This is a genomic window from Mesorhizobium sp. P2_B11, from assembly GCF_056404855.1.
Genome location: NZ_JBFUDF010000008.1, coordinates 309827 through 330390, shown reverse-complemented (window position 1 = coordinate 330390; position 20564 = coordinate 309827). Strand labels below are relative to the sequence as shown.

General features: G+C 63.5%; 20 protein-coding genes, 1 tRNA gene and 2 pseudogenes. 7 read left to right on the top strand and 16 right to left on the bottom strand.

The genetic code is table 11. From position 1 onward, the window contains the following. Nucleotides 1–225: 225 nt before the first annotated feature. Nucleotides 226–408: pseudogene (locus tag AC1DYJ_RS26490) on the top strand (hypothetical protein); the annotation flags it as partial. 531 nt (nucleotides 409–939) lie between these two features. On the opposite strand, the gene AC1DYJ_RS26485 reads toward AC1DYJ_RS26490, so the two are convergent. From AC1DYJ_RS26485 to AC1DYJ_RS26450, 8 genes are all read right to left on the bottom strand, one after another. After that, nucleotides 940–1272 (bottom strand): hypothetical protein, encoded by a 333-nt coding sequence (locus AC1DYJ_RS26485; RefSeq protein ID WP_477284964.1) that lies wholly within the window; start codon nucleotides 1270–1272, stop codon nucleotides 940–942. An 83-nt stretch (nucleotides 1273–1355) separates the two neighbouring features. Then, entirely contained in the window at nucleotides 1356–2471 is a 1116-nt protein-coding gene (locus AC1DYJ_RS26480; RefSeq protein WP_477284966.1) for an ABC transporter substrate-binding protein, read from the bottom strand. 65 nt (nucleotides 2472–2536) lie between these two features. Continuing rightward, nucleotides 2537–3472: an SMP-30/gluconolactonase/LRE family protein gene (locus AC1DYJ_RS26475; protein ID WP_477284968.1), complete on the bottom strand. Its 936-nt coding sequence runs from the start codon at nucleotides 3470–3472 to the stop codon at nucleotides 2537–2539. A gap of 25 nt (nucleotides 3473–3497) precedes the next feature. Further along, complete coding sequence (locus AC1DYJ_RS26470; RefSeq protein ID WP_477284970.1) at nucleotides 3498–4553, bottom strand: ABC transporter permease; 1056 nt, start codon at nucleotides 4551–4553, stop codon at nucleotides 3498–3500. 19 nt (nucleotides 4554–4572) lie between these two features. Then, on the bottom strand, nucleotides 4573–6069 hold the full coding sequence (locus tag AC1DYJ_RS26465; RefSeq protein ID WP_477284972.1) for a sugar ABC transporter ATP-binding protein: 1497 nt from the start codon (nucleotides 6067–6069) through the stop codon (nucleotides 4573–4575). Nucleotides 6070–6148: 79 nt separating this feature from the next. Beyond that, nucleotides 6149–7033, bottom strand: coding sequence for an NAD(P)-dependent oxidoreductase (locus AC1DYJ_RS26460; protein ID WP_477284974.1), 885 nt, complete (start codon nucleotides 7031–7033; stop codon nucleotides 6149–6151). Continuing rightward, a complete protein-coding gene (locus AC1DYJ_RS26455) occupies nucleotides 7030–7608 on the bottom strand; it encodes a gluconokinase (RefSeq protein ID WP_477284976.1) in 579 nt (192 codons plus the stop codon). The genes AC1DYJ_RS26460 and AC1DYJ_RS26455 overlap by 4 nt, the downstream gene beginning before the upstream one ends. Next, nucleotides 7577–8314 (bottom strand): SDR family oxidoreductase, encoded by a 738-nt coding sequence (locus AC1DYJ_RS26450; protein ID WP_477285532.1) that lies wholly within the window; start codon nucleotides 8312–8314, stop codon nucleotides 7577–7579. Before AC1DYJ_RS26450 ends, AC1DYJ_RS26455 begins: the two co-directional genes overlap by 32 nt. A gap of 125 nt (nucleotides 8315–8439) precedes the next feature. On the opposite strand from AC1DYJ_RS26450, the gene AC1DYJ_RS26445 reads away from it, so the two are divergent. Further along, nucleotides 8440–9408 carry a 2-hydroxyacid dehydrogenase gene (locus AC1DYJ_RS26445; protein ID WP_477284978.1) on the top strand — a complete coding sequence of 323 codons (969 nt, stop codon included), beginning with the start codon at nucleotides 8440–8442 and terminating at the stop codon, nucleotides 9406–9408. A 14-nt stretch (nucleotides 9409–9422) separates the two neighbouring features. Continuing rightward, nucleotides 9423–10454: an L-idonate 5-dehydrogenase gene (locus tag AC1DYJ_RS26440; protein WP_477284980.1), complete on the top strand. Its 1032-nt coding sequence runs from the start codon at nucleotides 9423–9425 to the stop codon at nucleotides 10452–10454. Between the two features lie 40 nt (nucleotides 10455–10494). Here the strand turns inward: AC1DYJ_RS26440 and AC1DYJ_RS26435 are convergent, their stop codons facing one another. Both AC1DYJ_RS26435 and AC1DYJ_RS26430 read right to left on the bottom strand, forming a co-directional pair. Further along, a complete protein-coding gene (locus AC1DYJ_RS26435) occupies nucleotides 10495–10914 on the bottom strand; it encodes a GlcG/HbpS family heme-binding protein (protein WP_477285534.1) in 420 nt (139 codons plus the stop codon). Nucleotides 10915–10950: 36 nt separating this feature from the next. Beyond that, complete coding sequence (locus AC1DYJ_RS26430) at nucleotides 10951–11991, bottom strand: LacI family DNA-binding transcriptional regulator (RefSeq protein WP_477284982.1); 1041 nt, start codon at nucleotides 11989–11991, stop codon at nucleotides 10951–10953. 182 nt (nucleotides 11992–12173) lie between these two features. On the opposite strand from AC1DYJ_RS26430, the pseudogene AC1DYJ_RS26425 reads away from it, so the two are divergent. Further along, nucleotides 12174–12278 (top strand): annotated as a pseudogene (locus tag AC1DYJ_RS26425) (oxidoreductase); the annotation flags it as partial. 259 nt (nucleotides 12279–12537) lie between these two features. On the opposite strand, the gene AC1DYJ_RS26420 reads toward AC1DYJ_RS26425, so the two are convergent. Beyond that, nucleotides 12538–12613: transfer RNA gene (locus AC1DYJ_RS26420), tRNA-Ile, on the bottom strand. A 134-nt stretch (nucleotides 12614–12747) separates the two neighbouring features. Here AC1DYJ_RS26420 and AC1DYJ_RS26415 point away from each other — a divergent pair. Further along, entirely contained in the window at nucleotides 12748–13458 is a 711-nt protein-coding gene (locus AC1DYJ_RS26415) for an SIMPL domain-containing protein (RefSeq protein ID WP_477284984.1), read from the top strand. 178 nt (nucleotides 13459–13636) lie between these two features. Here AC1DYJ_RS26415 and AC1DYJ_RS26410 read toward each other — a convergent pair whose 3' ends face one another. Both AC1DYJ_RS26410 and AC1DYJ_RS26405 read right to left on the bottom strand, forming a co-directional pair. Then, complete coding sequence (locus tag AC1DYJ_RS26410; protein ID WP_112563257.1) at nucleotides 13637–13981, bottom strand: hypothetical protein; 345 nt, start codon at nucleotides 13979–13981, stop codon at nucleotides 13637–13639. Nucleotides 13982–14208: 227 nt separating this feature from the next. Next, the gene (locus AC1DYJ_RS26405) at nucleotides 14209–14655 is read right to left on the bottom strand and encodes a YcgN family cysteine cluster protein (RefSeq protein WP_477284986.1); all 447 of its coding nucleotides are present in this window, start codon (nucleotides 14653–14655) and stop codon (nucleotides 14209–14211) included. A gap of 202 nt (nucleotides 14656–14857) precedes the next feature. On the opposite strand from AC1DYJ_RS26405, the gene AC1DYJ_RS26400 reads away from it, so the two are divergent. Beyond that, complete coding sequence (locus AC1DYJ_RS26400) at nucleotides 14858–16951, top strand: OmpA family protein (RefSeq protein WP_477284988.1); 2094 nt, start codon at nucleotides 14858–14860, stop codon at nucleotides 16949–16951. Nucleotides 16952–17277: 326 nt separating this feature from the next. Next, nucleotides 17278–17793 carry a TIGR00645 family protein gene (locus tag AC1DYJ_RS26395; RefSeq protein WP_477284989.1) on the top strand — a complete coding sequence of 172 codons (516 nt, stop codon included), beginning with the start codon at nucleotides 17278–17280 and terminating at the stop codon, nucleotides 17791–17793. Nucleotides 17794–17928: 135 nt separating this feature from the next. Here AC1DYJ_RS26395 and AC1DYJ_RS26390 read toward each other — a convergent pair whose 3' ends face one another. From AC1DYJ_RS26390 to AC1DYJ_RS26380, 3 genes are all read right to left on the bottom strand, one after another. Beyond that, complete coding sequence (locus tag AC1DYJ_RS26390) at nucleotides 17929–18795, bottom strand: SDR family oxidoreductase (protein ID WP_477284991.1); 867 nt, start codon at nucleotides 18793–18795, stop codon at nucleotides 17929–17931. Between the two features lie 120 nt (nucleotides 18796–18915). Further along, entirely contained in the window at nucleotides 18916–19542 is a 627-nt protein-coding gene (locus AC1DYJ_RS26385) for a response regulator transcription factor (protein ID WP_477284993.1), read from the bottom strand. Between the two features lie 7 nt (nucleotides 19543–19549). Then, on the bottom strand, nucleotides 19550–20425 hold the full coding sequence (locus AC1DYJ_RS26380) for a S1C family serine protease (protein WP_477284995.1): 876 nt from the start codon (nucleotides 20423–20425) through the stop codon (nucleotides 19550–19552). Between the last annotated feature and the right edge of the window lie 139 nt (nucleotides 20426–20564).

The window sequence follows — 20564 nt, the reverse complement described above, 5'->3', positions numbered from 1 at the left end:
CTGATCTGACTTCGACGGAGCTCGCCGGGTCAAAGTCTGGTCCGCGAAAACAGCTTCTGCTCTCGATTCCTGAAGCGAAGCGACGATCCGACGACAGCATGGTATTCGCCGATTAATGGCATGGCTACAGAGTCAAGCTCCAGTCCGATGCTTCGCGAGCTTCTTGAGAGTCGTCTGTTCGCGGAACCATTCTCGCAGAGGTCTGGCGGGCATCCCGCCCCAGCGCTTCCCGTAGCCCTCAGTTTCAGCGGCGGCGACTCCAGCTTCCGTCAGCTGATGGCAATTGTGGTCATCGGCGGCCTGATGACTTTCACCGTCCTCAGCCCCGTTGCCCTTCCCGTCATCTTCACCTTCGTCGATGATTTTCTTGGGCTTCTCAAGCTGCTTGTCTGCCTCACACAGCCTTAGCCCTCGCCTGCTTTTGAACCTGAAGACTGAGGACGGTTTGAGGCACCGCTTTGGGGGAAGCGGTGCTCGGAGTACCATCAAAAGTGATGATTGAATTTTGGGGAAACTGTTGCAGACAGCCGCTGCAGCGGCGATGAAAAAAAGGTGGGCCGTTACGTCTCATCGTTCCCGATCCACGGATTTTGCCGCTCACAAATTCTGGGTGTCCAAATGAGCTGATCGCGAGCCAATCAAGCGCCGTCGAGATTTGGCTCAGGCGCAAGCTGTTTCCGGCGACGCCCATCATTTGTTCGCATGAACGGCGCCGACATCGTTCAGCTCTTGGCTGCGGCTCCCGATTTTCTCTGGCCCGATGGACTTGCGTCGCTAGTCGTCTACCTCAAGGCCATCAAATGCCGCGGAGATCAGCCGAAGGCCTGGCTGGCCAATGCGTAGGTGACTGGCTGCTTGTCGGCATCCTACCCTCGCTCGATCGCCCAGGGCTGGCCGAGCCACATGCTGGCGACAGTGCATGGCCGGTCAGGATGATGATCAGGCGGGAGCGTATTCATTCGCCTCGAAAACATGGTGATGCACACGGCCGGTGAACATTCTGAGCAGTTCGCCGGTGACGTCGCGGCTCAGAAATCTTACATCGGATTGAAGCGCCCGGTTGCAGGTGTCCATGTCGGGATAGCGAATGGCCAGCGCCATCGCGTAGGTGGGGGCGCCTTCGTCGCGCGCCGTGCCGTCGAGAACGCGCACTTCCTCGGCGCCGGGAAACTGCGTCCACAGCGGCACCAGCCTGTCCCTGACGAAGCGCCGGAATTCGCTCTCTTGTCCGGGATGGATTTCACCTTCGAAGAGGGCGTAGCGAATGATCATGGCGAGGCTTTCCTGATTTTGTGCGCTTGAGAAGTCTGTCGGCTTGCGGGCGCATCAGGTGATGCGCCCGCCTCCGTGCGTGCTTATTTGCCCCAGATTTTCTTGTACTGGTCGCGGTAGCCATTCTCGGGGTCGAAGGCATTCTTCGGGCCACCGTCGAACTCGACATTGTCGGCAGTCACCACATGCAGCGGCGACAGATAGCCCGACCATTTTTCGCCGGCGATGGCGCGGTTCAATTCGTCGACCAGTTGCCAGCCCTGCAGGTTGAGCGGTTCGGCGACCGTCACCTTCTGGAACTGGCCGGCGCGGATGCGCTGATAGGCCGATTCCGAACCGTCGCCGGCGGCGACATTGATCGGCGCGTCGGTGCCGGCCTTGCCGGCAGCGGCAAGCGAAGGCCCCATGAAGTCGAAATAGAGGTCGTTGATCGCCAGCGAATGCGTCCAGGCATCGCCGTATTTCTGCAGCAGCGAGGTGGTGAGCTGCGGCATGCGCTGCGAGGTCTCGGCAATCGGCGTGTCGACATATTCGAGCACCTTGCCGCCCAGCCGTTCGATCTCCGCCTTCATCTTGTCAGCCTTGGCGATGGCGATGGCGTAGGTCGAATCGGTGAAGATGACGACGCCGGGCTTGCCCTTGGCATCGGCATAGGCCCAGTCGGCCGCGGCCGTCGAGACCTGCATGGCGTCGGTCGAGACATTGGCGAAGACGCCGCTCTTTTCGTCGGGTCCGATCACCGGTCCGGCATGCCAGGAAACCAGCGGGATGCCGGCGGCCTTCGCCTGCTCCAGCGCCGGCGCCTGCTCGATGGCGTCGAAGCCATTGATGACGATGCCATTCGGCTTCAGCGCCATCGCCTGGCCGAAGGCGGCGGTGCGTCCGCCGATCGAGCCGGCGCCGTCGATCACCTTGACCTCCCAGCCGATCGCCTTGGCTGCTTCCTCGACACCGGTGGTAACGCCCAGAATGCCGCCGTTCTTGAGGTCGCCGGCGAGCACGACGATCGTCTTGCCCGGCTGCGCCTTCGGACCGGTGGTCGGGCCGTCCCAGGCGGTGACCTTCTGCGCATATTTTTCGACCACCGCCATGGCGTCGGCCATCGCGTCCGCCCGTGCCTGGCCGGCGAACAGGACCGGAGCAGCGATAGTGATGGCCATCAAGGCGACGGATGATTTTAAAAATGTTCTGCGTTGCATGTTGGTACCTCCCTTGGTTTCAAAAAAATTGTCTGGTCTTCCGGGACTCGACTTCGGTCGCCAGGTCACTGGCTGATATGCCCAGCCACCGGGCCCAAACCGGCTGGATGCGCGTTGACATAGATGGAATAAAGCGACGTCTGGGCGGTGATGTAGAGGCGGTTGCGCTTCGGTCCGCCGAAGCACAGATTGGAGACGATTTCGGGAACCAGGATGCGCCCGATCAGCGTCCCGTCCGCAGCGTAGACGCGAACCGCATCGGCGCTGGAGGCCCAGATGTTGCCATCGCGATCGACGCGGAATCCGTCGAAGAACCCTGCCTCGCATTCGGCCAGCGTGCCGCGCGACTGCAGCGAACGGGCGTCCGCGGCGACTTCATAGATCTTGATCGCCCGCGGCAGTCCCTGCACATGGCTCGCGCCGGTGTCCGACACGTAGAGAATGGTCTCGTCGGGTGAAAAGGCCAGCCCGTTCGGCTGCACCAGATCGGTGATGACCGCAGCCACCGCGCCGGTTGCTTCGTCGAACCGGTAGACATGAGACGCGCCGATCTCCGGCCGGGCAATCATGCCTTCATAGTGGCTGTCGATGCCGTAGACCGGGTCGGTGAACCAGATCGTCCCATCGGATTTGACCACCACATCGTTCGGCGAATTGAATCGCTTGCCGTCGATGGCTTCGACAAGGGGTTGCCAGCGCCCGTCATGTTCGAGCCGGGAGACGCGCCGGCCGCGATGTTCACAAGCGACGACGCGGCCTTGGCCATCGAGCGTGTGGCCGTTCTGGTTGTTGCAAGGGGTTTCGAAGACGCTGACCGAGCCGTCGCTTTCGTCGTAGCGCAGCAGCCGATCATTGGGGATGTCCGACCACAGCAACTGCCTTGCCGAGGGAACATAGACCGGTCCTTCGGCCCAGCGGCTGCCGGTCCAAAGCCGTTCGAGCTTGGCATGCCCGATCGTCAGCTTTCGGAATCGGTCGTCCAGAATCTCGTAGTCGCTCATGTCGTGATCCCCGGGGCTCGACTTGTCACTTCGGGGACTGCGCTACGGTCTTGGTCCTGGCCCTGTGAGCCGCGCCGCGCTTGCGCTGGGCGTAGCCGGCAATGCCGATGGCGACGAGCAGCGTCACGCCGTTGAACAGCGGCTCGACGAAGAACGAGCCGCCGAACTGCTGGATACCGGAAATGCCGACGGCGAGGATGATGACGCCGGTCATCGTGCCCCAGACATTGACGCGTCCGGGCTTGATGGTGGTCGAGCCGAGAAAGGCGCCGACGAGCGCCGGCAGCAGATATTCCAGCCCGACGCTGGCCTGGCCGATGCGCAGCTTGGAGGCGAGCAGCACGCCGGTCAGCGCCGTCAGGAAACCCGACGAGATGAAGGCGCCGATGACGAAGCGGCGCACTGGAATGCCGTTCAGCGCAGCGGCCTTCGGATTGGCGCCGATGGCATAGACGTAGCGGCCGATCGGCAGATATTCGAGGATGATCCACAGCGCGACGGCGATGGCCAAGACATAGAGGCCGGTGATCGGCAGTCCGAACACCATCGTTCCGTTGAGCGCGTAGAAGCCGTCGGGCAACACGCCGACGACCTGCCGGCCGCCAGTGTGCCAGAGTGCGAGAGCATAGAGCACGGTCCCGGTGCCGAGCGTGGCGATGAAAGAGTCGATGCGGGCGACTTCGACCAGCAGGCCGTTGAGGAAACCGGTCGCAGCACCAAGAAGCAGCACGATGATCACCGCCAGCGGCCACGGAACGCCGAACATGGTCTGCAGGCTGATGGCGAGGATGTGCCACAGCACGATGCCGTAGCCGACGGTGAGGTCGATGCGACCGGACGCCATCGGGATCATCGCCGCCAGCGACAACAGCGCGATGATCGCCTTGTCGGAGATGATCGAGCGCAGATTGAGCAGTGTCGGAAACGTGTTCGGCAGCAGGATCGAAAACAAAAGGATCAGCAGCGCCGTCAGGATCACCAGCCCGTAGACCGGCAGCAGCCGGATGATCTTCTGCCCCAACGGCAAACCCGCCATTTCGCCGCGGGTCGGTTCGAGTGCGCTGGATTCGATCGATTGCATGAGTTCGCTCCCAGAAAGATCAGGCGGCTTCGGAAGCCGATGCCGCAATGATCACGGCGGATGTGGTCAGGTCGTTGCCGACGAGTTCGCGCACGATCTGTCCGCGCGAAAACACCAAGGCGCGATGGCAGATATGGGCGATCTCCTCGAAATCGGTCGACACCACGACGACGGCAAGGCCGGCTTCAAGTGCGCGGCCAATCAGCCGGTAGATCTCGGCCTTGGCGCCGACATCGACGCCGGCGGTCGGATCCTCGGCGATCAACAATGTGCGGTCGGTGTGGAGCCAGCGCCCAACGACCACCTTTTGCTGGTTGCCGCCCGAAAGCGCCTCGATCGGCAGGTTCGGATCGTTGGGGCGCAACCCGACCGAGCCGCCGATCACTTGCGCCAGCGCAGCCTCCTTGTGAGGCGCCAGGAACGAGAACAGGCCGCGCTTGCCGGCGCCGGGATTGAGAAAGCTGTTTTCGCGGATCGACAACGAGGCCGCGATGGATTCCTCGGTCCGGTCGCGGGCGATCAGGCCGACGCCGGCCGCCATTGCCGCGATCGGGCTCGACAGATCGGGCGCAACGCCATTGATCATCACCGAACCCGAAAAGGCCTGGCAGCCGAACAGCGTGCGGCCGACCAGTTCCTGCCCGGCGCCGCGCAAGCCGACCAGGCCGAGCAGCTCGCCCTTGCGCACGTCGAAAGACACCGGGCCGGCGCCGGCGCAGACCAGGTCGCGGACAGCGCATACTGTCTCGCCGGCCTGCGTCTCAGCCTTGCTGAAAACCTGGCTGACCGGACGGCCGACGATCATCTCGACCAGCTCGTCGGGCCTGGTGTCGGCGACCTTCTTCTGGCCAACCAGCCTGCCATCGCGCAGCACGGCGACGCGGTCGGCGATGCGAAAGATCTCGTCGAGGCGATGCGAGACATAAATCATGCCGACGCCGCGCTGCTTGAGCGGGCGGATGGCGTCGAACAGGCGGTCGACCTCGTCGGCCGGAAGGCTGGCGGTCGGCTCATCGAGCACCAGCACATCGGCCTCGGTAGCCAGAGCGCGGGCGATAGCGACCAGCGATTTTTCTGTACGCGTCAGATCCTGGACGCGCGTCGTCGGATCGAAATCGCAACCGACCAGCTTCAGAGCCTCGTGCGCCCGCTTTTCGGTGGAACGCCAGTCAATGAGACCGGAGCGCAGCGAAAAGCCCTGGGCGAGGCCGACATTCTCGCCGACCGTCATCCACTCGATCAGGCCGAGATCCTGGTGAATGAAGGCGACGGACTGGCGCGTGTTCGGCCGCGGCGGACGATGGAGGTAGGGCTCGCCACGAAACAGGATGCTGCCGCCATCGGGACGATAGATGCCGGCGAGCGTCTTGATCAGCGTCGACTTGCCGGCGCCGTTCTCGCCGAGCAGTGCAAGGATCTCGCCCTTGTGCAGATCGAGCGACACGTCGGAGAGCGCGCGGGTGCCGCCGAACTCCTTGGTAATCGACTTGAACTCGATCAGTTTTTCTTCGGTCACAAAGCGTTCCTCCCGAGATCGCCAAATGATGTTATCGATAACATTTCTGAGCGTCAAGCGGCAAAATTAGGCTAGCTGCTTAGCTGGTCTTGCCGTCGAGCAGGCGCATCATCTCGGCCGAATCCTTCGGGCCCAGGCCAGCCGCGCAGAGCAGGCGATGGATCTCGACCACTTGCCCGGTCATCGGCATCGGCGTCTTGGTTTTGAGGGCAAAGGACTGCAGCGAATCCAGGTCCTTCAGCATGTTGTCGATGCGGCCTGTCGGCGAAAAATCGCGACCTGCAAACTTCGCCATGAACTCCTGCAGGATGCTGGAATCGGCGCGCCCGCCCTTGAGCGCCGCCGGGATTGCCTTGGGATCGACGCCGCCTGCTTCGGCAAGTTTCACGGCCTCGGCGACGGCCTGGAACAGCACCGCGCAGAACAGCTGGTTGATCAGCTTGGTCGTCTGCCCTGCCCCGCTCGGCCCCATCAGCGTGTAGTTGGCGCAGAGGTACTGCATCACCGTGCGCGCCTGTTCGAAGTCTGCGGCGTCGCCGCCCGCCATCACGGTCAGCCGGCCGGCCAACGCGCCGGGAACGCCGCCCGAAAGCGGGCAGTCGAGCCATTTCATGCCGGTCTCGGTCGAGAGCTTCTTGGCCATTTGCGCAGTGTCGGCCGGGTCGATCGACGACATGTCGATCAAAAGCTTTTCCGACGACGCCGCAGCCGCGACACCGGCATCGCCGAACACCACCGCGCGCACGATATCGGCATGGTTGAGGCTGAGGATGACGAAGTCGTTCGTCCGCGTTGCCTCGGTGACCGACGCTGCGGCAGCCGCGCCCTTGGCGGTCAAGGTAGCAACCTTTTCCTTGTCCAGATCGAACACGGTGACCGCCTGCTTGGCCTCGATCAGGCGGGTGGCGATTGCCGACCCCATGATGCCGGCGCCGACAACGGCGACTTTTGCCAATTGCGTCATCTCAACGAGCCTCTTTCCTTGATCCTGGCGGGGCCGACCCCAAAGGCGCCCAGGCCCTGCAGCGCCGCATCGGCGATGCTGTCGACGGGCGCGTCGATATCAACGGTGACCACCAGCTTTTCGTCGCCGGGATGTTCCAGCGCGGCGAACTGGCTATCGAGCAGCGCCGGCGGGAAGAAGTGGTCGCGGCGCGCGGCGAGCCTGGCTTGCAGCAGCGAGCGCGACCCCTCCAGAAATACGAAAAACAGTGGCCCGCCCGCCGCATGGCGCAGCCGATCACGATAGGATGTCTTCAGCGCCGAGCAAGAGACGACGAGCCCGCGGCCCTCCTCACGTGCCTGGCGCAAGGCTGCGCCGACCAGATCCAGCCAGGGCCAGCGATCGTCGTCGGCAAGCGGGATGCCCGCCGACATTTTTTCGACATTGCCGCGCGGATGCAGCGTATCGCCTTCGACGAAGGCAAAGCCAAGCCGCGCAGCGATCTCGACGCCAACCTTGGTCTTGCCGCAGCCGCTGACGCCCATCACGACGATGAGCGCGGATTCAAAGACAGGTCGTGATGCCACCGTCGACATAGAGCGTGTGTCCATTGACAAAGGATGAGGCCGGCCCGGCCAGGAACACCGCCGCGCCGACCAGTTCGTCGACGTCGCCCCAGCGCCCCGCCGGCGTGCGGTTGGTCAGCCAGGCTGAGAATTCGGGATTGTCGACCAGCGCCTGGTTGAGCGGCGTCTTGAAGTAGCCCGGCGCGATGGAATTGATCTGCAAGCCATGCTTGGCCCAGTCGGCGCACATGCCGCGCGTCAGGTTGCGCACCGCGCCTTTCGTGGCCGTATACGGCGCAATGTTGGTTCGCGCCAGTTCGCTTTGCACCGAAGCGATGTTGATGATCTTGCCTCGCCTGCGCGGGATCATGTGCCGCGCCACAGCTTGTCCGACAAAGAAGACGCTCGAGATGTTGGTGCGCAGCAACTCGTCCCATTTGTCGGCGGGAAAATCCTCGAGCGGCGTGCGGAACTGCATGCCGGCATTGTTGATGAGGATGTCGATTGCGCCGATCGTCGCCTCGATCTCGGCGACGCCATTCGCCACCGCCGCGTGATCGGTGACGTCGAAGACGGCGCTATGGGCTTTGTATCCCTTGGCCGCCAGCGCATCCGCGGCTGCTTTGACTTTTTCGGCGCTGCGCCCGTTGAGCACGATTTCGGCGCCGTGCTGCGCCAGCCCCTCCGCCAAGGCCAGCCCGATGCCTTGCCCCGAACCGGTGACCAGCGCCCGCATGCCGGTCAAATCGAACAACGAACTGCTCACGTGCTCCTCCCGAGGAATGTCCCTGAAGCGGGATACGATTTCCGCCGCGCTGCCGCCAGTGCCTATTGACATGAATGTTATCGATAACATAGTCAATGGAAAAATGCAGATTCGCGGGAGACGACGCCGTGACCGACATATTGATGACCGGCCCCTATCCGGACTGGGACATGGCAGATCTCGAAGCGAAATATCGCGTCCACAAGCTTTGGCAGGCCGACGACAAGGACGCGCTGATATCAAGCCATGCCGGCGCCATCCGCGCCATCGCGACGCGCGGCGAACTTGGCGCCAGTGCCGCGCTGATGGCGAAACTGCCGAAGCTCGAAATCGTCTCCTGCTACGGCATGGGCACCGACGCCATCGACCTCGCCTTTGCCAGGGAAAACGGCATCCGCGTCACCAACACGCCTGATGTGCTGACCGAGGATGTCGCCGATATCGGCATCGGGCTACTGCTCGCCGTGGCGCGGCAGATTCCGCAGGCCGACGCCTATGTGCGCGACGGCAGCTGGCGCAAGGCCAACATGCCGCTGGTCACGCGCGTTTACGGAAAAAGGCTGGGCATTGTCGGCATGGGCCGCATCGGCAAGGCGGTGGCCCGGCGCGCCTCTGCCTTCGACTGCGAGATCGCCTATTTCGGCACCCGCAAACACGACGACCTTCCCTACGACTTCATCAGCGATCTGGTCGAGCTGGCACGTCGGAGCGAGTTCCTGATGGTGACGCTGGCCGGCGGCGAAAGCACCAGGAACATCGTCAACGCGGACGTTCTGGCAGCACTCGGGCCGGACGGCATCCTGATCAACATCGCGCGTGGCAGCACGGTCGACGAAACCGCGCTGCTCACCGCCCTGGAATCCGGTGCGATCAAGGGCGCCGGGCTCGACGTGTTCTGGAACGAGCCGACGATCGACGAGCGCTTCGCAAAACTTTCCAACGTCGTGCTGCAACCGCACCATGGCAGCGGCACGGTGGAGACCCGCAAAGCCATGGGCCAGTTGGTTCGCGACAATCTCGCGGCCCATTTCGGCGGGCGGACCTTGCTGACGCCGGTCGTCTGAGACAGGATCACATCATGAAGTCGATCGTCATCCACGCGGCAAAGGATTTGCGGATCGAGGCGACCGATCCGGGCGTCCTCGGCGACGGACAGGTCGAGATCGCGGTTGAGGCCGGCGGCATCTGCGGCTCGGACCTGCACTACTACAACCATGGCGGCTTCGGCGCGATCCGCCTGCGCGAACCGATGATCCTCGGCCACGAGGTTGCCGGCACGGTGAAGGCCATCGGCGGCGGCGTTTCTTCGCTTGCCATCGGCGACCGCGTCGCGATCTCGCCCAGCCGTCCCTGCAATGCCTGCCGTTACTGTCTGCAAGGCATGCAGAACCAGTGCCTCAACATGCGCTTCTACGGCAGCGCCATGCCGATGCCGCACATCCAGGGCGCATTCCGCCAGCGCCTGATCGCCGAGGCGTGGCAGTGCCACAAGATCGCGGACGACGTTTCCATCAATGAAGCCGCTTTCGCCGAACCTTTTGCGGTGACGCTGCATGCCATGAACCGCGCCGGTTCGCTGCTCGGCAAGCGCGTTCTGGTCACCGGCTGCGGGCCGATCGGCGCGCTTTGCATCCTTGCAGCCAGAGCCCACGGCGCGCGCGAAATCGTCGCCACCGATGTCATGGACGGGGTGCTGGCAAAGGCCCTGGAGATCGGCGCCGACCGCACCATCAATGTCGCGACCAACAGTGAAAAGCTCGCGGCCTACAATGTCGACAAGGGCAGTTTCGACGTGATGTTCGAAGCCTCCGGCAACGAACGCGCCGTGCGGTCCGGGCTTGATGTTCTGAAGCCGCGTGGCGTGCTGATGCAGCTTGGCCTCGGTGGCGACGTGTCGATCCCGCAGAACCTGATCGTCGCCAAGGAAATCGAGATGCGCGGCAGCTTCCGCTTCCACGAGGAGTTCGCGCTTGCCGTCGACCTGATCAACCGCCGCCGGGTGGATGTCAAACCGCTGCTTTCAGGCATCTATCCGCTCGACGAGGCAGTTGCGGCTTTCGAGATCGCCGGTGACCGCAACAAATCGTTGAAGGTCCAGATCGCGTTCTGAAGACCCATCGGTTGCGCTGGACGCGCACCAGCACATCGCCTCAAACCACGTCGGCGCCGATCGCCGCCAGCGCGGCGCGTGCCACATCGAAATCCTGCTCACCGGTTCCCGAACCGACACCGATGCCGCCCGCCAGGCGGCCACCGAAGCGGATCGGCAGGCCGCCAGGCAAATTGGTCACGGTGCCCTGTGAGGCTATCGCGGCGGAGAGTGCCGCTTCGAACGCCATGCCGCCGGTGGCAGCGTTGATCGACGCCGCCGTGCGCGCCTTTGCCTGCGCCGTGCGCAGGCTAAGGAACCGTGCGCCGTCCATGCGCAGGCTGACGAGGGTCTCGCCGCTCGCATCGACGACCACAAGACATTGCGGCACGCCCGTCGTGACGGCGCGTGCGGCTCCGGCAGCCACGGCTTTCAACGCACCGTCATGCGTGAGGCTGATGGTCTCTCGAAACATCACAATAGGACCTGCCCTTCACTTGAAATTTTCTGCACGAGCTCAGGTGCTTTCGCGCTCGACAACGCGATAACCGGTCAGGATGATTTCCTGTTCGTGCTTCTTCTCGCCGCCGCGGATGATCTGAACAAGCCTGCGGGCAGCATGTCGCCCGATGCCAAAGCAGTCCACGTTCACGGTGGTGATGCCGGGGTGGCAGAAGGCGGCAACCTCATAGTCGCCAAAACCGGCAATGGCGATGTCCTGCGGGACCCGCAGTCCACGACGCTTGCATTCCATCAGTGCGCCAAAGGCCGAGAGATCGGAAACGCAGAGCACGGCCTCGGTGTCCGGCCAACGTTCGAGCATGCTGACAACGGCCTGGCCACCTTGTTCGATGGAGATCGGCGGCACGCCGAAAGAGACGAGCCGGCCGGCCGGCAAGCCGAGTTCTTCGATGGCTCGGACGAAGCCTTCGCGCCGCTGGCTGCCGCGCGTGTCGCGCGAGGTCGTGCCTCCGATGTACCCGAATTTTCGATAGCCTTTCCTGGCCAGCGTCTTGACCAATAGCCCCATCGCCTCTTCGTTTGAGAATCCGACCACCTGGTCGATGGGTTTCGTGGGCAACTCCCAGGTCTCGACTACCGGGATACCCGCGTTTTCAAGAAGCCGGCGAGCGCGCTCCGTATGGGCGCCGCCGGTCAAAATGATGCCTTCAGGCCGTCGACGGAGCATCGCTTCGATCAGCTTTTCCTCCTTCTCGACCGTGTAGTCGGTGTAGCCGAGCAGAAGCTGGAGCCCCGTGCTCTCAAGTTCATCCGTAATACCGCGCGCCGTGTCGGCGAAGTTGGAATTGTTGAGCGATGGAACCATCGCAGCAACAAATCCAGTCTTGCGCGAGGACAGGCTGCCGGCCGACTGGTCGAGCACGTAGCCGAGGTCGTTGACCGCGACCATGATCTTTTCCCGCGTGGCCTTGGAAACCCGGCCGCCCTCCTTCAAAGCCCGCGACACTGTCATGGTCGACACACCCGCCCGCAGCGCCACGTCGACCATCGTCGGCGCGTGGCTCTCGCCTGGTTTTGATGAGGCTGCCTTGGCCATCAGCGCTCTCTACCGGCCGGCCGCGCAAGTCTGATCGAGGCAAGCGTCAGACACCCGGGCACGAGGTTTATCTGGCGTCCGGCCGCGTTCATGCACCACCTCTTGGAATCGGATCGAGTCGATATGTTATCGATATCACTGACGGCTGGCAACAACCAGGACCGCCTCATCAGCTTTGCGGCTATGCGGCGGGAAAAATGGCGCGCCAGGTCAGTCTCCTGCGCCGTTTCGTCCCCGCGTCCCCATTCGACAAGAGCCTGAGAAAGCAGCTCGGGCTGCCAGTCTGACGATTTCGGCTGCGGGCAATTCAAAATGAACCCTCATCCAAGACAACGGAGCAGGAACCGCCGATCCGATGAGTGGGGGGAAAGGCGGTAGCGCTCTCGCGATTCAAACCCCCGGAACAATGCAATCTCGCCTCAGGCGATTCTGAGATCGCAACGAAAATCCCTGGGGCTAGTTTTTGGTCAGATTGAGGGGGTTCGAGTCCACGCTGTGGGCAACTTCAGAAATATACAGCAGAATCAATTACTTAAATGGGTCTTTTGGTGGGCCCGGAGGGACTCGAACCCCCAACCAAGCGGTTATGAGCCGCCGGCTCTAACCATTGAGCTACAGGCCCCACGCGCGCTGGATTAGTGTTTTTCCTTACGCGGCACAAGGCTTTCCGGTCGGGCTGGCCGAGATCGCCCAAATCAGCCCATATTCGCATCCTAGTCGACAGGCGCGACTGGATCGCAGACCGAGGAGATTTTCATGACCAGACATCTTTTGCCGCTCGCACTTGCCGCAGCGATCACTTTTCCGGCGATTGCCACCGCCGCCGATTCGCCGCCCCCGCCCCGCATCGTCGTGTCGGGTGAAGGCCAGTCGACCGTGGCGCCCGACCTGGCGCTGCTGACGCTCAGCGTCATGCGCGAGGCCAAGACAGCGCGCGCGGCACTCGACGCCAACAACGACGCCATGGCCGCCGTGATCGCGGCGATGAAATCGGCAGGCATCAAGGACCGCGACCTGCAGACCGCCGGCATCCAGATCAACCCGCGCTACAACTACACCAACAAGCCGGACGGCAGCCAGGAAGCCGAGCTTGTCGCCTACCAGGTGACCAATACGCTGTCGGTGCGCATCCGCGACATCGACAAGACCGGCGAGATCCTCGACAAGGCGGTATCGCTCGGCGTCAACCAGGGCGGCGGCATCTCGTTCTCCAACGAGGATCCGAAGGCAGCCGTCACCGAGGCCCGCAAGAAGGCGGTTGCCGACGCCATGGCCAAGGCCAAGACGCTGGCCGAGGCTGCCGGCGTCAGCATCGGCCGGGTATTGGAGATCACCGACCAGAACATCGCGCCGGCGCCGATGCCGATCAACGCCAAGGCCTTCGATGCGGCAGGTGCCGCGGTTCCGGTACAGGCCGGCGAGAATGCCTACGCCGTGCAGGTCACCGTCACCTTTGAGCTCAAGTAGCAGGCGACGGCCGGCCCGGTGCGGCCGGCTGGATCGGCTGAGCTGGTCGCCAATTGTTTGTAGACGTGAAAAACCCCGGAGGACTTGGTCCTCCGGGGTTTTTTCGAGCCGCACCCTTCCGCTGAGGGAAAGGGGCCCTGGCTGACCCTCGAAGAAGGTCGCCGCTACCGATCTTCGCTTAGCGATAAATAACCGGGCAACCGCGCTCATTGGCGAACACGACCACCACGCGATCGCCATACTGGCGGCCGGCGACTTTCACCACGCGGCGGTTGACGTCGATGAGGCGGACGCGGTGCAGGCCCATGCGCTCGGCCTTGTCGAGGGCACGCTCCGGCGAACAGCGGCGCCAATTGCGCTCGCGGCGATAGCCGTCATCGTCGTCGCCGATATAGACGCCGGTCCGGCGGTCATGATTGTTGCCGAAGCCGAGATAGATCGAGTCCGCATGGGCGGGAACTGCGGCGAGCGTGCCGAGGGCAACGAGACCCGAAAGGGCTGCCGTCTTGATCGTGTTGAACATTGTCTTCTCTCCTTGTTGAGGGCATGTGCCCATCTTCGCCAAACCGATGGGGGGAGAATGCTCCTTGCAATCTGAACTCTTTGCGAACCGGCCGTTCATTTTCGGTTAATCTGCTGGATACGTCGAACGCAACCGGAGAGTTCCCCCTTCCACCGCTGCAAACGATCCGGGCCGCCAAAAACATCCGATCCCCTAGAACGCCCGGTGACAAAGTCTGTTCCGAAGACCTAGGGCTCGTCGTCGAGCATATAGTCGAAATAGTCGTCCGGCTCGGCCAGGTCGGTCTCGTTGGCGCGGACCCGGCCGCGGATGGAAATGCCGGCCTCATGCACGGTCTCGGCACTTCCCGACACCAGCCTGTGCCACCAGTAGAGATCGTGTCCCTCGGCAACCAGCCGGTAGGCGCAGGTTTTCGGCAGCCAACTGATGGTGCGCACATTCTGCGGCGTCAGCCCGACGCAGTCCGGCACCCGCGACAGCCGGTTGGCATAGTCCGAACAGCGGCAGGTCTGCCCATCGAACAGCCGGCAGCCGACCGATGTCCAGTAGATCTCGCCGGTATCCTCGTCCTCGAGTTTCGACAGGCAGCATTTGCCGCAGCCGTCGCAGAGCGATTCCCACTCGGTGGGCGTCATCGCTTCCAGCGTCTTGGTTTTCCAGAACGGGGTGTCCATTATGGGCAGAGATGTGGCCTCCGCTCGCGGCAAGGTCAAGCGGTTCCGCTGCCGCAAATAGCCGCCGCACCATACGAAAAACATGAAGTTGCCTTCAAAAGGCCGGTCAATCGTCCTTCCTTGCCGCTAATGTCCACAAACCGGAACCAATCCGGGTGACGACAGTTTGGGCAGGGATGGGACCCCACAAGGAGAATTTTTGATGAAACGCCAACCACGGGTACTGGCAGGTACGGCACTTGGCCTGCTGATGGCATCCGCGCCGTTGGGCGCATCCCCGCTACAGGGCAACGCCGTTTTCGGCCCCTTGCAGCACACGGCCGCGCCGCTGATCCTGGTCCAGGACGATCCTGCTGCAGATGGTCAGCAGACCGACCAGGAACTGCCACGCAAGAAGAAGCACAAGCAGGCCGAACAGGCGCCGGTAGAACAGCAGGCCGCACCCGCGGCCGAGCAACCCGCGCCAGCCGTCGAGGAACAGCAGCCGCGCAAGAAGAAGCACGAACAGCAGCAGCAGACCGAGCAGGCGCCCGCTGAACAGGCCGCCCCGGTTGAAGAGCAGCAGCCGCGCAGGAAAAAGCGCAATCAACAGCAGCAGATCGAGGCAGCGCCGGCGGAGCAGGCAGCTCCTGCTGCCGAGCAGATAGCACCCGCCGTTGACGAACAGCAGCCCAAGCCACGCAAGAAGAAGCGTAACCAGCAGCAGCAGATCGAAGCGGCGCCGGCTGAACAGCCGGCCCAGCAGCCGGTTGAGCAAGTGGCGCCCACCGAAGAGGCGGCGCCGGCAAACGACAACAGTCCGCGCAAGAAAAAGCGCAAGCAGGACCAACAGCAGATCGAGGCGGCACCCGCCGAACAGGCGCCAGCCACCAAGATTGCCCCTGCCGGAGAACCCGTGCCGCAGGCCGAACCACTTCAGCCACCGACCGAGCAGCAGGCAGCCCCCGCCGAGGGCGAACAACCCAAGAAGCACGGCAAGAAACCTGTCGGCGAGCAGCCGGTAACGGGTGAACAGCAGCCCGCAGCCGGTGAACAGCAGCCCGCGACGGGTGAGCAACAGCCCGCCAATGCCGAGCAGCCGGCGCAGGGCGAAAAGCCGGCGCAGGGCGAAGCTGTGGCCAATCCTGACGAAGCCCCCATTCTGGACAGCCAGAAGGATGCCAAGCGCAAGCACGGCAAGGGCCAGGGCGGCCAGAACGCCGACGGCCAGAATGGCCAGAATGCGGGCGGCCAGACGGGCGAGCAGCCCGCGCAGGGCGGCACCGAAGCGCAGGCCCCGAAGCCGGCTCCGGTCGATCAGGGACCGCCGCCCACCGACGACAAGGCGGCGCAGCAGGAGATCAAGCCTGAAAAGATCGTTCCGGTGACGGAAGAAAAGGGCAAGCGCGTCGAACGCGCCCCCGACGAGAACATTCGCGATCGCCGCCGCCCGAAGGGTGTCGACGTGCTGAAGGAAATCGGCGACCGCGTCATCATCCAGTTCAACAACCAGACGATCGTTGAAAGCAATGATGGCCCGCGCATGAACCGCGGCGCCAAGGATGTCTATTACGAGGATCTGCCGCGCGGCCGTATCCGCGAGACCGTGGTACGTGCAAACGGCGTCCAGATCGTCACCATCCGCAACCGCAATGGCGACGTCATCCAGCGTTCGCGCATCACGCCCGATGGCCGCGAATATGTGCTGAGCTATGTCGACGAGCGCAGCTATGACGACGATAATGACTGGCGCGATCCCGGCGACGACCTGCCGCCGATGCGGCTCACCATCCCGCGCCGCGAGTACATCCTCGATTCCGAGGATGTCGAGAGCGACGACGATTACTACGACTTCCTCGAGCAGCCGCCGGTGGAAAAGGTCCAGCGCCTTTACTCGGTCGACGAGGTCAAGCGTTCGGCACGCGTGCGCGACATTGCCCGGCGTGTCGACCTCGACACGCTGAACTTCGAATTTGGTTCGGCCTCGGTGTCCGACACCGAGGTGCAGAAACTGGAAGGCGTCGCCAGCGCCATGGAGAAGCTGTTGAAGAAGAACCCGGCCGAAACCTTCCTCATCGAAGGCCACACCGACGCCGTCGGCACGCCGGAAGCGAACCTTGCTTTGTCCGACCGTCGGGCAGAATCGGTCGCCGAAGCCTTGACCAATGCCTTCGGCATCCCGCCGGAAAACCTGACAACGCAGGGCTATGGCGAGGAGTATCTGAAGGTCAACACGTCGGCGCCCAACCGTGAGAACCGCCGCGTCGCCATCCGCCGCATCACCTCGCTGGTGGCGCCGGTGGCCAGCAACAATTGATCTGGTTTTCCAAAGGCTTGAGTGGCTTTCTGGAATCAGATCGGCAACAAGGACCCATCCCGGCAGACCGGGATGGGTGGGCGTACAAATCACAAGCCCAGTCAACAAGAATTGTACAAGCATTAGAGCCGGCTCATTGAATCGAGAGGCGGCAAACCCCAGATTCTGGGCTGGGCGTTCCCTGCCCCGTCCCGACTCCAGCGGGATGCATTGAGCCCCGCCGGCCCTCCCGGCGGGGTTTTTTTGCATTACAATTGGCCTTGCAAACCGGGGCTGGCTGGCCGAAATACCCCATTCGACCTCAGAAAGCTGACCGGAACCGCTGCATGAAACGTCTCGAACTCGCCATCGAATCAATCATTCTCGCCTCGCGCTGGCTGCTGGTCGTTTTCTACATCGGGCTGGCGCTGGCGCTGGCCGTCTATGCGCTGTCCTTCGGCAAGAAGCTCTATGAGTTCGTCACCGTGGCCTTCACGCTCGGCGACACCGACACCATCCTGAAGATGCTCGGCCTCATCGATGCGGCCCTGGTCGCCTCGCTGGTGGTGATGGTCATCATCTCCGGCTACGAGAACTTCGTCAGCCGGTTCGACGACCAGGATGGTGGCGTGCATTGGCTGGGCACGATCGATGTCGGCTCGCTGAAGGTCAAGGTCGCCTCGACCATTGTCGCCATCTCGTCCATCCACCTGCTGCAGGTGTTCCTGAACTCGAGCTCTTACACGACCGAGCAGCTGATGTGGCTGACCATCATCCACCTCGCCTTCGTCGTCTCGGCGCTGATGCTGGCCTATATCGACCGGCTGATGGGCCTGGCCAAAGGCAAGAAGGGCGAGGAGTGATCCGCCACCTTCTCCCCGTTCACGGGGAGTTGAGGAGTGGTCCGCAAAGCGGACGAAAAGCCAACTGCTTGGCTTTTCGAATGACGAAAGCCGGCAGGCCGATGAGGGGGCAGTGCCGACGGCAGGTGATGTCAGCTAGTAGATGCTTTTGACGTTCGTCGGCGAGTTGGCAAACACCTCATCCGGCACAAAAAAGTCGCCGGCCAGCGGCCCGGTTGCACCGGGCGAATAGATCGAAAAGTCCGTCACGCCTTCGGCACGCAGCACCTCTTCGTCGATGTAGAAATTGCCTGATGTTTCGCGCGATGGCCGCAGGAAGATGGCGTGTGCTGCATCGGCCATGATGTCGGGCAGACGGCTCATCGCCGCTACCGTGGCGCCACCAAGCAGGTTGCGCACAGCCGCCGTGTCGATGGTCGAGATCGGCCACAGCGAATTGACGGCGATGCCGTCCTTGGCGAACTCGGCGCTCATCCCCAGCGTGCACATCGACATGCCGAACTTGGCCATGGTGTAGGCGACGTGGTTCTTGAACCATTTGGCCTTCATGTCGAGCGGCGGCGCCAGATTCAGAATGTGAGGATTCTTAGCCAACTTCAGGTGCGGAATGCACATTTTGGAGACCAGGAAGGTGCCGCGCGTGTTGATCTGGTGCATCAGATCGTAGCGCTTCATGTCGGTCTCCAGCGTACCGGTAAGCTGGATGGCGCTGGCATTGTTGACGCAGATGTCGATGCCGCCGAACTTTTCCACGGTTCTGGCGACGGCCTCGGCCACCTGCGCCTCCTCGCGGATGTCGCACAAAACCGGCAGCGCTTTGCCGCCGGCCTGTTCGATCTCTTCGGCCGCCGAATAGATCGTGCCCGGCAGCTTCGGATGCGGCTCGGCGGTCTTGGCCGCGATCGTCACATTGGCGCCGTCGCGCGCCGCCCTGAGCGCGATCGCCAGCCCGATGCCGCGCGACCCGCCGGAGATGAACAGCGTCTTTCCCTTGAGCGACATGTCGTGGCACCTCCCTTACAACATCACTGGCGCGAACCTTTGCGCGGCGACAATGCAGTGCGCAAGGCCCTAGCAGCCCTCAGGCGGGTTACGCTGCGTAGGCTCAAATGGAAAAGGAGGTCAGACCAGCACCAGGCCCTGCCGCATGGCAATGGCGATCGCATCCGTGCGGTTGGCGGCGCCGAGCTTGATCAGGATCGCGGCGACGTGGAATTTTGCCGTATGCACGGAGATGTTCAGCCGCCGCGCGATCACCTTGTTGGGTGCGCCCTCGGCGAGCAGCGCCAGCACTTCCGACTCGCGCGGCGACAGCGCCGGACGGACATGCTCGTCGGAGCCGTCATCCTCGTAGGTCCCGCCTTCGCTCGTGTGGAAATCCTCGTGCCGCGCGCCGTCGCCCGAGACGCGATAGCCCGCCGCCGCCAGCCGCGCGGCCGCGGCGATCAGCAGATCGTCCGCGCCCGCAGGCATGACCGCGAAGACGTCGCCGGCAGGCGCCTCACCACCGGCGCGTCCAGAAAGCAGCACCCTTGGCGTGGCGGCCGGCACGGCATTGCCACTTCGGTCATCGACGATGGCGACATCGGCCGCTCCGCTGCCGGCGGCGACCGGCAACAGATCGTCGCTCGCGGCAAGCGCAGCAGCCAGGCGCTCAGCGCGAACAACGTCGCCAAGCGCGATCAGCACCACCAGCCGCCGCGAGGCGGGGCCGTCAGCCATGATCCGATCGTTGGCGAACGTGTCCATCAATCCCTCAGCTCAGCGGCTTCTCGCCGATGGTGACCGTGACATCGCGCTGCTCGCCGCCGCGCACCACGCCGAGCGTCACAGCGGCACCGGCGCTATCCGGGCCAAGCTTGCGGATCAGCTCGCGCGGCCCGTGCACGGCCTCGCCGTTCCACGCCACGATGATGTCGCCCAGCGCAAGGCCGGCGGCCTTGGCCGGACCATTGTCGTCGAGGCTCATCACCATGGCGCCACGCGCTTCGCCGTCGCGGATGGGGTGCAGGCCGGCGCCGAGATAGCCGCGCGCGACATGACCCTTTTCGCGCAGCGTCGCCACTGCCCGCTCGATCGTCTCGTAAGGCATGACCAGGGCCTTGCCACGAGGGCCGAACAGCAGCATGCCGATCAGCGCGCCCTTGGCGTCGAGCACCGGACCGCCCTCGAAACGGCCGCCGGCATTGACGGCAAGATTGATGCGCCGGTCGATGGTGCCGCCGCGCATCGAGCGCCAGGCAGGACCGACCTCACCGACCGAGCCTGACACGGCGAGCGCCGAGCCCTGGCTGCTGCCAATGGCGATGGCGACATTGCCCGGCCGCACGGCGTCGGCCTTGGCAAGCGCCCCCAGCGCCGTGGCCGCACCGGCCGGCTTCAGAAGCGCGACGCCGGTCGAGGGATCGCGGCCGACCAGTTCGGCTTTGACGGTCTCGCCCGAAGCCAATGCCAGTTCGATCTCCTCGCCGGCCTCGACGGCTTCCTCGGCGGTGATGAAATAGCCGTCACGCCAGTGGAAGGCGCTGGCCGTGCGATGGTGATGGGTGGCGAAACTTGCCGTCGCCGGCGAGGCCGCTGCCGCGACGTCGGCGATGGCCTCGGAAAAGGCGCTGAGATTGAAGTCGCTCATTTTGGTCTCCTGGGTTTCTTGCATGCCCCAGATATCGCTCGGCAGCCGGCCCGCAGATACTCGCCTGACGGCTAGTTCATGGTTTCACTGGCCATCTGGTCAGGTCGCGGCAGTTCCAGCCGCTTCGCACATATAGTGA